The organism is Kineococcus halophytocola (genome assembly GCF_041276425.1).
In the GTDB taxonomy this organism is placed as follows: domain Bacteria; phylum Actinomycetota; class Actinomycetes; order Actinomycetales; family Kineococcaceae; genus Kineococcus; species Kineococcus halophytocola.
In genome coordinates this window covers 21561-35131 of sequence record NZ_JBGFTU010000011.1, presented here as the reverse complement: position 1 = coordinate 35131, position 13571 = coordinate 21561, and the positions used below count along the sequence as shown (strand labels likewise).

Sequence of the window (13571 nt, the reverse complement as noted above, 5' to 3'; positions counted from 1 at the left end):
GCAGGACCCGCACGATGACGCTCGCCCCCCTCGTCGCCGGCGCGGCGGGGCGGCCGACGCTCAGTTTCGAACTCTTCCCGCCGAGGACTCCGGACGGCCGTGATGCGCTGTGGCGCAGGCTGTCCGACCTGCTGGGCACCAGCCCGGACTTCGTGTCGGTGACGTTCGGGGCGGCCGGGGTCACGCGGGGCCCGAGCCGGGACCTGCTGGCCCACGTCCTGAGTTCCACGGCGGTCCCGGCCATGGCGCACCTGACGTGCGTGGGCTCCTCGCGCCGCGAGGTCGTCGACCTGGCGTGCGAGTTCTTCGACGCGGGGGTCCGCAACGTCCTCGCCCTGCGCGGGGACCCGCCGGCCGGGGCGGGGGAGTTCTCCCCCCACCCCGACGGGGTTCCGACGGCCCGCGACCTCGTCGAACTCCTGCAGGTGGCCGACCGGCGTCGCCTCGCGCTGCGGGGCGGGCGTCTCCCCGTCGACGTCCCCCCGCTCAGCCTCGCCGTCGCCGCGTTCCCCCGGGACCGCGACGAGCACGAGCTCGCCGTCCTGCGCGCCAAGCAGGACGCCGGGGCACGGTTCGCCGTCTGCCAGGTCGGCTGGTCCGCCCGGGAGTACGCCGGTTTCGTGGCCCGCGCCCGCGCCGCGGGCGTCACGATGCCCCTGCTGCCCGGGCTCGCCGTGACCCACGAGGCCCGCCGGCTGGCGCGGATCGGCGAACTCACCGGCGTCCCCGTCCCGCGGGCGCTGCTCGCGGCCCTGGGCACCGGCGACGTCCGCGACCGTCGCCGCGCGGCCACCGCCTTCTCCTCGGGCCTGGCCCGCGACCTGCTGGACGCCGGGGCACCCGGCCTGCACCTCTACACCTTCAACGCGGTCGAGCCCGTCCTGGACCTGCTCGACCACCTCGACCTGACCCGCCCCACCGAACGCCGCGCCCGCGCGGCAGGAGGAGTCACCCGATGAGCCAGAACCCGACGGACGACGACCCGGCGTGGACCGCGACGATCCTCGGCTACCCCCGGATCGGTCCCGACCGCGAGACCAAGAAGGCCCTCGAGGCGCTGTGGGCCGGGCGCACCGACGTCACCGCGACCGAGACGGCGCTCGCCGCCGTCCGGGCCGCCACGGTCCGCCGCCTCAACGCCCTGGGGCTGCCCGCCCACGACGCGTCGATCCCGTCCTCGTTCTCCGCCTACGACCAGGTGCTCGACACCGCCGTCGCCGTGGGGGCGGTGCCGGAGCGCTTCGCGGACCTCGTGGGGGCCGACGGCCGGGTGGACCTCGAGGCCTACTCGACGATCGCCCGCGGCCGGGGGGCGCTGGCGCCGCTGGAGATGACGAAGTGGTTCGACACGAACTACCACTACCTCGTCCCCGAGATCGGGCCCGGCACCACGTTCCGGTTCGCCGACGACCGCGGCGTCCGGGAGTTCTCCGAGGCGCTGGCCGACGGTTTCCTCACCCGCCCCGTCGTCGTCGGTCCGGTGACGTTCCTGCTGCTGGCCAAGGCATCCGCCGACAGCCCGGAGGGCTTCTCCCCGCTGGCGCGCCTGGAGGACCTGCTCGGCGCCTACGAGGGGCTGCTCGCCGCCTACGCCGCGGCCGGGGCCACGTGGGTCCAGCTCGACGAGCCCGGCCTGGTGAGCGACTCGGCGACGGCCGGGGTGGAGAGGCTGGCCGACCTCCTGCGGGCGGCCTACGAACGCCTCGCGGCGGTCCCGGGCCGGCCCCGGCTGCTGGTGGCCACGCCCTACGGCGACGCCCACGGGTTCCTGGGGTCGCTGAGCGCGGTGGAGGGGGTCGCGCTCGACCTCGTCCGGGGGACCGTGCCGGCGGACGCGTCCGCACTGGCCGGCAAGACCGTCGTGGGCGGGGTCGTCGACGGGCACAACATCTGGCGGGGTGACCTCGAGCAGGCGCTGACGACCCTGCGCTCCCTGCGGGCGACCGCCGCGCACGTCGTGCCGGGGACCTCGACGTCGCTGCTGCACGTCCCCCACGACGTGACGCGCGAGACGGCGCTGCCGGAACGGCTGCGCAGCTGGCTGGCGTTCGCCGACCAGAAGGTCGCCGAGGTGGTCCTGCTGGGCCGTGCGCTCGCCGACCCCACCGCACCGGGGGTCGCCGACGGGCTGGCGGCGTCGGCCGCGGCCCGCGCCGACCGCCTCGGCGCGCCCGGTGTCGTGCGGCCGCAGGTGCGGGAGCGGCTCGCCGCGCTCGGGCCGGACGCGTTCAGCCGCAGCGACTACGCCGTCCGCCGGGCGGCGCAGGAGGAGGTCCTCGGCCTGCCGCTCCTGCCGACGACGACCATCGGCTCCTTCCCGCAGACACCCGAGATCCGCAGGGCGCGGGCGGCCTGGAGCCGCGGCGAGGTCGCGCACGACGCCTACGAGGAGTTCCTGCGCTCCGAGATCGACCGGGTCGTGCGACTGCAGGAGGACCTGGGCCTCGACGTCGTCGTCCACGGTGAACCCGAGCGGAACGACATGGTCCAGTACTTCGCCGAGCAGCTCGACGGGTTCGCGGTCACCGAGCACGGCTGGGTCCAGTCCTACGGCTCGCGCGGGGTCCGCCCGCCGATCCTGTGGGGCGACGTCGCCCGGCCGGCACCCATCACGGTGCCGTGGAGCACGTACACCGCGAGCCGCACGGCGAAACCCGTCAAGGGGATGCTCACCGGGCCGGTGACGATCCTGGCGTGGTCGTTCGTCCGCGACGACCAGCCGCTGGGGGACACCGCGAGCCAGGTGGCGCTCGCGCTGCGGGACGAGGTCGCCGACCTGGAGGCGGCCGGCATCGGGATCGTCCAGGTGGACGAGCCCGCGCTGCGGGAACTGCTGCCGCTCGCGGCGGCCGACCAGCCCGCCTACCTCGCCTGGTCCGTCGCGTCCTTCCGGCTGGCCACCGCGGGCGCCGCGGATGCGACGCAGGTGCACACCCACCTGTGCTACTCCGAGTTCGGTGAGGTCATCGACGCCATCAACGGCCTCGACGCCGACGTCACCAGCATCGAGGCCGCGCGGTCGCGGATGGAGGTGCTCGAGGACATCGCACGGGCGGGTTTCGCCCGAGGCATCGGTCCCGGCGTCTACGACATCCACTCCCCGCGCGTCCCGTCCGTCGAGGAGATCGTCGGCCTGCTGCGGTCGGCCGTCGCGTCGGTCCCGGCGCGGCAGGTGTGGGTGAACCCCGACTGCGGCCTCAAGACGCGCGGGTACGCCGAGACGACCGAGTCCCTGCGGAACCTCGTCGAGGCGGCCCGCACCGTGCGGGCCGAACTGCCGGCGGGCGTCCCCGTCGTCGGGTAGCCCGTCCAGCCCGCAGAACCCCTCCGTCCGGCCCGGGCCGGACGGAGGGGTTTCGTCGTCCCGGGACCCGCTGCGCCGCCGGTGGTTGAGTTCCGGCACGGTTCCCCGTACAGTTCCCGGTACGACCATCCAGAGCGGCTGAGAGACCTGGCTCCGCGACGCCGCAGCAACCCCCCGGACACGGGCGCGGGTGCTTCCGCCAGGAACGATGGAGGGGTTCAGGTGGAACGGACGTCGCACGTCGCCATCCTCCGGCGCGTCGTGGACCTCTGCCGCACGGGCGCGACCGGCTGTCGCTGACCCGTCCCCCCTCGCCGGCCCTTCGCCGGCCCTCGCGCCGGCCGTCCCACCGGTGCGTTCCACACACTCCTCAGGAGACCCCTTGCGCAGCAGCACGTCCCGGTCTGCCGCCGTCCTGGTCGCCGCCCTGGCCACCCTCACCGCCTGCGGCGGGGGCGCCAGCAACGCCGGGGGCGCCGCCGACGCGACCCCCGTCCGCGGCGGCAACCTCGACGTCGCCATCTCGGTCGACTCCGGCTGCATCGACCCACAACAGGTCGGGAACAACGACGCGCTGAACATCGGCCGCCAGCTCGTGGACTCCCTCACCGTCCAGGACCTCGACGGTCGGATCCAGCCGTGGCTCGCGCAGCGCTGGGAGGTGAGCCCGGACGCGACGACGTTCACGTTCCACCTCCGGCCGGGGGTGACGTTCTCCGACGGCACCCCGGTCGACGCGGCGGCCGTGAAGGCGAACCTCGACGGGATCGTGGCCCTCGGGGCGAAGGCGTCGCTCGGGTCCACCTACCTCCAGGGGTACACCGGGACGCAGACGCCGGACGCGCAGACGGCCGTCGTCACGTTCTCCCGTCCCAGTGCCCAGTTCCTGCAGGCCACGTCGACCATGAGCCTGGGGCTGCTGTCCGTCCCGACCGCCACGGCCGACCCCGCGACCCGTTGCACCGGAGCCACTCTCGTGGGTTCTGGACCCTTCGTCGTCGGCAGCTACGTCAAGGACGACCAGACCGTGCTGGAGCGCCGCACCGGGTACGACTGGGCGCCGACCGGGGCGAAGCACGCCGGAGAGGCCTACCTCGACACCATCACCTACCGGGTGGTCCCCGAGGCGGGCGTGCGCACCGGTTCCCTGCGCTCGCACCAGATCGACGCCACCACCGGCATCGCCTCCCAGGACCTGCCCCAGTTCGACGGCAACGGGTTCTGGACCCAGCGGCGGGCGAACCCCGGGATCCCGTACAACTTCTTCCCCAACGAGTCGCGGGCCCCCTTCGACGACGTACGGGTCCGGCAGGCCCTGTCGAAGGCGATCGACCGCGAACAGCTCGCCAGCCTCCTCAACCCCGGGGACGAGGCGGTGACGTCGGCCCTGTCGGTGTCCACGCCCGGCGCCCCGGACGACGCGGCGGACCTCGCCCGGGACCTCGCCGGGGCGAACCGCCTGCTCGACGCGGCCGGGTGGACCAGGGGTGCAGACGGGATCCGCGAGAAGGCGGGGCGCAGGCTCACGTTCACCGTCCTGTTCTGGCAGCCCACGTCCGCCGTCCTGGAGCTCGTGCAGCAGCAGGTCCGCGAGGCCGGGATCGACCTGCAGCTCAAGCAGGGGACGACGGCCGACACCGCGGCCCAGCAGAGTTCCGGCGACTACGACGTCCTGTTCTACAACCTCACCCGGTCCGACCCGGACGTCCTGCGCACCATCTTCTCGACCGACACGCGGAACGTGAACCAGCGGCCCCGCGGCGCGGTCGACGACCTCCTCGCGGAGCAGTCGTCGACGACCGACGCGACGCAGCGCGCGCAGCTCGTGGCCCGGGCCTCGCAGCTGCTGGTGCAGGAGGCGCACTCCATCCCGCTCATCGAACTGTCGACGGTCATCGCGGCGTCCGACGACGTCCACGACCTGCAGTTCGAGGGGTCCTCCCGGCTGTGGATCCACGACGCCTGGAAGCAGTCGTGACCGGGTACGTCCTGCGGCGGCTGGGGCAGGCCGTGCTCGTGCTGTGGGCCGCGTTCACGGTGACGTTCGTCATCCTCTACCTGCTGCCCAGCGACCCGGTCTCGATCATGCTCGCCGGGGGCCAGGGCGGTGAGCAGTCGACCGCCGACCCCGCGCAGGTCGCGGCGCTGCGGGCCGAGCACGGCCTCGACGACCCGCTGCCCGAGCAGTACGCCCACGCGTTGTGGCGGACGCTGCACCTCGACCTCGGGACCTCCATCCAGAACGGTGCCCCCGTGACGACGCTCATCGGCGACGCGGTGCCGCAGACGCTCGCCCTCGCGGCGGCGGCGTCCGCCCTCGCCCTCCTCCTCGGGGTGGGGACCGCCCTGGCCGCCACCGCGGTCCGGCGGGCCTGGCTGCGCACGACGCTGCAGGCCCTGCCCCCGCTGGGGGTCTCGCTGCCCACCTTCTGGGTGGGACTGCTGCTCATCCAGGTGTTCTCGTTCCGGGTCCCGGTCTTCCCGGCCCTGGGCAACGAGGGCCTCGCGAGCCTCGTGCTGCCGGCGGTGACGCTGGCGGTCCCGGTGTCGGCCTCCATCGCCCAGGTGCTGGCCCGCAGCCTGCGGACGGCCCTGGCCGAACCGTACGTCGAGACCGCCCGCGCCAAGGGAGCCTCCCGCTCCCGCCTCCACCTGCGGCACGCGCTGCGCAACGCCGCGATCCCCACCCTCACGCTGGGCGGGGTCATCGTCGGGAACCTGCTGGCGGGTGCCGTGGTCGTCGAGACGGTCTTCTCCCGGGTGGGCCTCGGGCGGCTCACGGTGAGCGCGGTGAACGGTCAGGACATCCCGCTCGTGCAGGGCCTCGTGCTGCTCGCGGCGACCGTCTTCGTGGTCACCAACCTCGTCGTCGACCTGCTGCACCCGCTCGTCGACCCGCGCCTGCGCCTCGTCGGCGGGGCCCGGGCCCCGCGGCGGCGCACCCGCAACGCGGGCGACGTCGAGGCGGAGCGCGTCCTCGTGGGCGGTGCCGCGTGAGCCGCGCTCCCTCCCGCGCTCGGGACCGCGGGACCCCCGAGGACGTGCTGGACGTGCTCGACATCGAGGCCCGCTACCGCGCAGCGGGTGCGGGTCGACGCCCGGTGCCGGCCCGGCTGCGGCACCCCGACCTCCTGCTGGCCGGACTCGTCCTGCTCGTCGTGCTCGCCTGGGCGGCGGTCCCCGCACTGTTCACCGGGCAGGACCCGGTGCAGGGGGTTCCGGCCGACCGGCTGCAGGGGCCGTCGGCGGCGCACGTCTTCGGCACCGACCACCTCGGCCGCGACCTGTTCGCGCGGGTCGTGCACGGGTCCCGGCTGACGCTGCAGGCCACGGTCCTCGCCGTGCTCATCGGCCTGGTGGTCGGAACCCTCGTCGGGCTCGTCGCCGGCTCCCTGCGCGGGGTGGTGGACGACGTCCTCATGCGCGCCGTCGACGTCCTGCTGTCGATCCCGGCGCTGCTGCTGTCGATGGCCCTCATCACGGCGCTCGGGTTCGGCACCGTGAACGTGGCGATCGCGGTCGGCCTCGGCACGGTCGCGAACTTCGCCCGCGTCATGCGCTCGGAGGTGCTGAAGGTCAGCACCTCGCCCTACGTCGAGGCCGCCCGCGCCAGCGGGGTGCGCACGACGGGAGTGCTGTTCCGCCACGTGCTGCCCAACGCCGCCGGGCCCGTCCTGGCGCTGGCGGCGCTGGAGTTCGGCGTGGCCGTCCTGGCCGTGTCGGCGTTGAGCTTCCTCGGGTTCGGCGCCCCGCCGCCGGCCCCGGAGTGGGGGTCGCTGGTCTCCGGCGGCCGTGACTACCTGGCCACCGCCTGGTGGCTGACGACGTTGCCCGGGCTGGTGGTGGCGGCGGTCGTGCTGTCCGCCAACCGGATCGCCCAGGCCCTGGAGAACGGAGCGACGACGTGAGCGCAGGCGTGGGCGATCCCCTGCTGAGCGTGCGGGACCTGCGGGTCTCCTACGGCGGCCGCACCGGGCGGCGCGAGGTCGTGCACGGCGTGTCCCTCGAGGTGCACCCCGGGGAGGTCGTCGCGGTCGTCGGCGAGTCCGGGTCGGGCAAGAGCACGACGGCGCACGCCGTGGTCGGTCTGCTGCCCGCGGACGGGAGGGTCGAGGCCGGGTCGGTGCGCTTGGAGGGCGACGAGCTGGTCGGTCTGGGCGAGCGGGCCTGGCGGTCCGTGCGCGGAGCGCGGATCGGGCTGGTCCCGCAGGACCCGACGCTCTCCTTGAACCCCGTCGTTCGGGTGGGGGACCAGGTGGCCGAGGCGTTGCGGGTGCACGGGCTGGCGCGGGGCGCGGCCGCCCGGGAGCGGGCGGTGGAGCTGCTGACGGCGGCGGGCCTCCCGGACGCCGCGGTGCGCGCCCGGCAGTACCCCTCGGAGCTGTCCGGCGGGATGCGCCAGCGCGTCCTCATCGCCGTCGGGCTCGCCGCCGGCCCCCGGTTGCTCGTGGCCGACGAACCGACGAGCGCCCTCGACGTCACCGTGCAGCGCACCGTCCTGGACCACCTGGGGCGGCTGACCCGCGAGGCGGGCACAGCCGTCCTGTTCATCACCCACGACCTGGCGGTGGCCGCGGACCGGGCCTCGCGCGTGGTCGTGATGTCGCAGGGGGAGGTCGTCGAGACGGGGACGGCGCAGCAGGTCCTGACCCGCCCGCAGCACACGTACACGGCCTCGCTCCTGGCGGCTGCGCCCAGCCTGACCGCCACCCGGCTGCGGGCGGTCCCGCGGCCGGTCGCTCCCGCCAGGACGCCGGGACCCCGGACCGGGGCCCCGCTGGTGCAGGTGCGCTCGCTCGTCAAGGAGTTCCCCCTGCCGGGGCGCGGCCGGGTGCACCGGGCCGTGTCCGGCGTCGGCTTCGACCTCGGCCGGGGCCGCACGGTGGGGCTCGTGGGGGAGTCGGGGTCGGGCAAGACCACCACGGCCCGCCTCGTGCTCGGCCTGGAACGCCCGACGTCGGGGCAGGTGCTCCTGGACGGCCGGGAGACCGGGCAGCTGCGCGGGTCCGCCTGGCGCGCGCTGCGCCGGCGGGTCCAGCTCGTCTACCAGAACCCGTACGCGTCGCTGGACCCGCGCCTGCCGGTGGGGGAGACGATCGCGGAACCCTTGCGCGCCTTCGGCGTCGGCGACCGGCGGTCGCGCCGGGCCCGGGCGCTGGACCTGCTCGACCAGGTGCGCCTGCCGGCCGAGCTGGCCGACCGCCGGCCCGCGGCACTGTCCGGGGGGCAACGCCAGCGCGTGGCCATCGCCCGCGCGCTGGCGCTCGAACCCGACGTCGTCGTGTGCGACGAGCCGGTCTCGGCGCTCGACGTCTCGGTCCAGGCGCAGATCCTCGAGCTGCTCGTGCAGTTGCAGGCCGACCACGGTCTGAGCTACCTCTTCATCTCGCACGACCTGGCCGTCGTGCGGCAGGTCAGCGACGAGGTGGGGGTCATGCGGCGCGGTGAGCTGGTCGAGTTCGGGCCGACGGCCGACGTGTTCGACCACCCGCGCCACGAGTACACGGCCGAGCTCCTCGACGCGATCCCCGGACGGCGCGCGCTGGAGGACGCCCGGTGACGACCACGGTCAGCGGGCCCACCGGGGGACCCGCTGGGCTCGTCGTGCGGGCCGTGGGGGTCGGCGACGACCTGGCCCGTCCCCTGTTCGACGACCTCGCGCGCGAGTACGGGACCCGCTACGGCGGGACCCCCGAGCAGGTGCGCGAGGAGCTGCTGCGCTACCCGGCGGAGGAGTTCACCGCCCCCGGCGGGATCCTGCTGCTGCTCCTGGAGCGCGGCGCGGCCGTCGCCGGGGGCGCCTACCGCCGCTACGACGGGACGACGGCGGAGCTCAAGCGCATCTGGACCCACCCGGCCCACCGGCGGCGGGGGCTGGCCCGGCAGGTGCTCGCGGAACTGGAGCGGCGGGCGGTCGGGGCCGGGTACGCGCGCCTGTTCCTCACGACGGGGCCACGGCAGCCCGAGGCCAGGCACCTCTACCTGCGGACGGGGTTCCGTCCGCTCTTCGACGTGTCGGCCGATCCCGAGACCATCGGTCCCCTGGCGTTCGAGAAGGACCTGTAGCCGCGCCCGGCACGACCGCACCGGCCCGCCCGTCCCGGGCGAGCGGCAGGCCGAACGGGTGCGGGCGCGGCCGCGAGGGGGCGGGCGGGGCACCGGTCACCCGCCGGCCACCCGTCGATCCCCGTCGGGGCCGAGCGGGTGGTCCGTTGCCGCCGTGCGGGTGAGCAGGGGTCGAGGTGCGGCCCCGGCGGCTCGACACCTGTGGTGTGCAGCAACAGAGTCGAGCCATCGCGTCGTGGTGGCGCCAGGTCACCCCCGCGGCCCGGTCCGAGCTGGTGACCCTCGGGCCCGGGGACCCCCTGTCCGGCCCGCTCACCGACGACCTGCGGGCCTTCGGGGTCGACGTGGCCGACGTCGCCGTGGCGCTGGAGCTGCACGGGCGCACCTACCGGGTGCACGCCCAGCCCCCGGCGCTCACCGCCTTCCTGGCCGCCGCCCGCGTGTGGGACCAGGGCTGGCGCGAGCCCGCCGCGTGAGCCCCGCGCCGGCGGCGGGGGAGCGGCAGGCGCAGCGGGGCCCGTTCCGGGGTGCGCGCCGGCGCCCGGGACGGGACGGTGTGCACCGGTGCACGGGTCGGCGTCCCGCCGGGTCCGGGCCAGGAGGTCGACGTCCAGGAGGGACAGCGCAGGTGGTCGTGCGGGAGGGCCCGGTCCGGGGCCGTGGGGCAGGTCGGTCGTGAGCGGGCCACGGATCCCCGACGACGACCGGGCGGTGCGGCGGGCGGCCCTGCTCGCGGCCCGGCACGCGGCGTGGGTGCGGCGGCGGGCCCGCGGGTTCCAGCCGCGCCGCCTGCCGCTGGTGCCGCGCCCGGCGGCGGGGCGGCCGGTGCCCCGCCGCCGGGCCGACCCGCCCCTGGACCAGGACGGGTAGCGGGCTCAGAGCTCGGTGCGGCGGGCCACGACGTCACCGACGTGCACGTGCACGCGCACGTCCACGCCGGTGCCCGGGCCGGGCTCGCCGAGGACGTCCCGGCAGGTGGCGGTCAGCACCGCGCGGGCGGCCTCGCCGGCCGTCGGCAGGTGGGTGCCGAACAGCGCGACGACCTCCACGGTCACGCCCGTCAGGGCGGCGTCCGGGCCGGTCGCGCAGTGGACGGCGGTGACCGCCACGTCCGGCACGGACTCCACGGACCGGCGCAGGGCCGCGACGAGGACGTCGGTGCTCAGGAGGAAGTCGCCGTGCGCGTGCCGGCCGCGCACGGGGGCCGAGGGGCGGTGCGCGCGGCGCGCCAGGTCGAGCAGGTCCTCGCGCACGGCGGCCCAGCCGTCGGGGGTGTGGCGGCGCAGGGCCACGGTCGCCTGCGCCAGGAGGTCCGCGCCGTCGCCGCGCCGTCCGCTCATGCCGGGCCCATCTCCGTCCGTCGTCCCCGTGCGCCGCGGGTCTGGACGTGGACGGGTCACGGGGAGAGTGTCGCAGGTCCCTTCCCTGTGACGAAGATCCCCAAACCCGTGACAGCGCGTCACTATCTAGAACAGAATGCTCCCTGTGGTGGGACGCCCCACCGCAGGAGACGCCGCCGGTCCGGTCGGCGCCCGACCGAGAGGGGACCGTCGTGGACGACGCCGCCGCCGACGGCCGCGTCCCCGCGCCGACGGTCACCGGCGGACCGTCCCTGCCCCGCCCGGCCCGTCCGCCCCGCGACGACGCGCACCGGGCCGCCGACCAGCTCACCGCCGACGCGGCCCGCACCTCGAGCGCCCGCCGGCTGCAGACGGCGACCACCCGCCCCGACCTCGACGGCCTGGCCACCGTCGCCGCCCGGCTCCTGGGCGCCGCCTCCGGGCGGATCACCCTGCTCGCCGACGGCCCGGTGGTCGTCGGGTCCCACGGACCGCAGCCGGCGGCCGAGGCGGGTGCCCCCGGCGCGGCGCTCGCGCGGACGGTCTGCGCCCAGACCGCCGCCGCGGGCCGCCCCCTCGCCATCGGTGACACCCGCACCGACCTGCGCGTCGCCGAGCTGCCCGTCGTGCGCGCCGGGGACGTCGGCTCCTACCTCGGGGTGCCGCTGGCCACGCGGGACGGGCGCGTCGTCGGCGCCGTCTGCGTGTTCGACCGCGAGCCCCGCCACTGGGAGCCCGGCGCCGCGGACCTCCTGCAGCACGTGGCCGGCGCCGCGACCGCCGAGCTGGAGCTGGCCGCCGCCGGTGAGGCCCGCGCCGGGGCCACGGTGGCCGAGACGGCCGTGGAGTCCGCCGGGGTCGGCACCTTCGTCCTGCAGGTCGCCACCGGCCGGGTGGACTGGGACGACCGGACGCTGGCCCTGTTCGGCCTGCGCCGCGAGGAGCTCAACGACGACGTGGAGGTCGCCTTCGAGCGCATCCACCCCGAGGACCGGGTCGCCGCGCGCGCCGACCTGGCCGTCGCCCTGGCCACCGGCGGCTACACCTCCTCCTACCGGGTCCTGCTGCCGGACGGGACGGTCCGGTGGATGGAGGCGCGCGGGAGCGTCCTGGACGGTGGCCGGCCCGCGACCGAACGGCTCGTCGGGACGGTCCTGGACGTCACCGCCCACCACCGCGTCACCGGCCGGATCGCCCAGGCCCTGGAGGGCATGGCCGTGGGCTACCTCGCGGTGGACCGCGGCTGGCGGGTGGCCCACGCCAACGCCGCCGCCGAGCGGCTGTGCGGCACCGGGCGCGCGGACCTGCTGGGGCGCAGCGTCGTGGACCTGCTCGGCGCGGGCGCCACCGACGAGCTCACCGACCTCCTGCGCCGCGCGCTGCGCACCGGGGAGGCCGTCGTCGAGCTCGCCCGCCCCGGGTCCGCGCCGCGCTGGGTCGAGGTCCGCGCCGTCCCCGAGGGGGAGGGGCTGGCCGTCTACCTGCTGGAGACCACCGCCCGCCGCGAGGCCGCCCGCGCCACCGAGCGCGCGAGCACCCGCGCCTGCCTGCTGGCCGAGGTGACCGCCGTGTTCACCGGCGAGGCCGACCCCGACGTCGCCGCCCAGCGGTTCGCCGAGCTGGTCGTCCCCGCCCTGGGGGACTGGTGCGTCGTCACCCTCGTCGACGACGACAGCCCGGTGAACACCCCCGTCCGCGCCGTCCCCCGCCCCGCGGACCTGCGCCGCGGCCTGCGCGACGTGGGGCACTGGCACCGCGACCCGGCCCGGCGCCCCCTCGTGGCCCGGTACGCCGAGCACCGCCTGGCCGACCTGACCCGGCACGCCTTCCTGTGGCGCGCGCTGCGCGAGGGCCGGCCCCTGCGGATCCCCGACGCCACCACCGCCGTCTCGGCCGTCCTGGCCGAGGACGGGACCGCCCGCCGCCTCCTGCACGAGCTCGCCCCCTCCTGCGGGCTCGTCCTGCCGCTGCCGGGCCGGGGGCGGACCACCGGTCTGCTGACGGTGTTCCAGGACGCCGGCCGCCCGCCGCTGGACGCCGAGGACGTCGGCACCGTCGTCGAGCTCGCCGGTCGCGCCGGGCTCGCCCTGGACTCCGCGCGCCTGCACCGCCACCAGCGCCGCTTCGCCGAGGAGCTGCAGCGGTCCCTGCTCACCGACCCGCCCGCACCCGCCCACGCCGACCTCGCCGTGCGCTACGTGCCCTCGGCCCGCACGGCCCAGGTCGGGGGCGACTGGTACGACGCGTTCGAGCAGCCCACCGGCACGGTCCTGGTCATCGGCGACGTCGTGGGCCACGACACCCGCGCCGCCACGGCCATGGCGCAGGTGCGCACGGTGGTGCGGACGCTGGGGGCCGTCGGCGACGACCGGCCCGCCGACGTCCTGGCCCGCAGCGACCGCGTCGTCGCCTCCTCCCAGCCGGACCTGACCGCCAGCGCGCTCGCCGTCCGCCTCGAGGACGTCCCGGGGGAGGGGACGGGCACGCGGCTGCGCTGGTCCTCGGCCGGGCACCCGCCCGCGGTCGTCCTGGGCCCGGAGGGGACCGTGGACTTCCTCACCGCCGGTGAGGCCGACCTGCTGCTCGGGGTCGACCCCGCGGCGCCGCGGCACGACCACGTCGTCGACCTGCCCGCCGGCAGCACGGTCCTGCTCTACACCGACGGCCTGGTCGAACGGCGGGACGCCTCGCTGGACGAGGGGTTCCAGGCCCTGGCCCAGGCCCTGGCCGACGTCCACGCGCAGGCCCCGGCGGACCTGGACGCCCTCGTGGACGCCCTGCTGGCGCGCACGCTGCCCGCCGAGGCGGCCGACGACGTCGCGCTCCTGGCCGTGCGGCTGCACCCGCGCGCCTGACCCCCG

At 76.3% G+C, this 13571-nt stretch carries 11 protein-coding genes and 1 riboswitch; of the genes, 10 read left to right on the top strand and 1 reads right to left on the bottom strand.

Translation table 11 applies throughout. The features are described 5' to 3' along the window. The first annotated feature begins 14 nt into the window (after positions 1 to 14). The 9 genes from AB2L27_RS11010 (at position 15) to AB2L27_RS10970 (ending at position 10240) form a co-directional block, all read left to right on the top strand. Positions 15 to 959, top strand: coding sequence for a methylenetetrahydrofolate reductase (locus AB2L27_RS11010; RefSeq protein WP_370441513.1), 945 nt, complete (start codon positions 15 to 17; stop codon positions 957 to 959). Then, positions 956 to 3304, top strand: coding sequence for a 5-methyltetrahydropteroyltriglutamate--homocysteine S-methyltransferase (metE, locus tag AB2L27_RS11005; RefSeq protein ID WP_370441512.1), 2349 nt, complete (start codon positions 956 to 958; stop codon positions 3302 to 3304). The genes AB2L27_RS11010 and metE overlap by 4 nt, the downstream gene beginning before the upstream one ends. A gap of 122 nt (positions 3305 to 3426) precedes the next feature. Next, a riboswitch (SAM riboswitch) is annotated at positions 3427 to 3519 on the top strand. A gap of 167 nt (positions 3520 to 3686) precedes the next feature. Continuing rightward, positions 3687 to 5282 (top strand): ABC transporter substrate-binding protein, encoded by a 1596-nt coding sequence (locus tag AB2L27_RS11000; RefSeq protein ID WP_370441511.1) that lies wholly within the window; start codon positions 3687 to 3689, stop codon positions 5280 to 5282. Further along, positions 5279 to 6301: an ABC transporter permease gene (locus tag AB2L27_RS10995; RefSeq protein ID WP_370441510.1), complete on the top strand. Its 1023-nt coding sequence runs from the start codon at positions 5279 to 5281 to the stop codon at positions 6299 to 6301. The genes AB2L27_RS11000 and AB2L27_RS10995 overlap by 4 nt, the downstream gene beginning before the upstream one ends. Positions 6302 to 6363: 62 nt before the next feature. Further along, positions 6364 to 7212, top strand: coding sequence for an ABC transporter permease (locus AB2L27_RS10990; protein WP_370441629.1), 849 nt, complete (start codon positions 6364 to 6366; stop codon positions 7210 to 7212). Beyond that, on the top strand, positions 7209 to 8864 hold the full coding sequence (locus tag AB2L27_RS10985) for a dipeptide ABC transporter ATP-binding protein (RefSeq protein WP_370441509.1): 1656 nt from the start codon (positions 7209 to 7211) through the stop codon (positions 8862 to 8864). The genes AB2L27_RS10990 and AB2L27_RS10985 overlap by 4 nt, the downstream gene beginning before the upstream one ends. After that, positions 8861 to 9370, top strand: a complete 510-nt coding sequence (locus AB2L27_RS10980) for a GNAT family N-acetyltransferase (RefSeq protein WP_370441508.1) — start codon at positions 8861 to 8863, stop codon at positions 9368 to 9370. Before AB2L27_RS10985 ends, AB2L27_RS10980 begins: the two co-directional genes overlap by 4 nt. Before the next feature lie 206 nt (positions 9371 to 9576). Further along, complete coding sequence (locus AB2L27_RS10975; RefSeq protein WP_370441507.1) at positions 9577 to 9846, top strand: hypothetical protein; 270 nt, start codon at positions 9577 to 9579, stop codon at positions 9844 to 9846. Positions 9847 to 10045: 199 nt separating this feature from the next. Next, a complete protein-coding gene (locus tag AB2L27_RS10970) occupies positions 10046 to 10240 on the top strand; it encodes a hypothetical protein (protein ID WP_370441506.1) in 195 nt (64 codons plus the stop codon). Positions 10241 to 10245: 5 nt separating this feature from the next. Here AB2L27_RS10970 and AB2L27_RS10965 read toward each other — a convergent pair whose 3' ends face one another. Beyond that, complete coding sequence (locus tag AB2L27_RS10965; protein WP_370441505.1) at positions 10246 to 10710, bottom strand: hypothetical protein; 465 nt, start codon at positions 10708 to 10710, stop codon at positions 10246 to 10248. A gap of 212 nt (positions 10711 to 10922) precedes the next feature. Here AB2L27_RS10965 and AB2L27_RS10960 point away from each other — a divergent pair, with 212 nt between their 5' ends. Continuing rightward, positions 10923 to 13565, top strand: coding sequence for a SpoIIE family protein phosphatase (locus tag AB2L27_RS10960; RefSeq protein WP_370441504.1), 2643 nt, complete (start codon positions 10923 to 10925; stop codon positions 13563 to 13565). Positions 13566 to 13571: the final 6 nt, after the last annotated feature.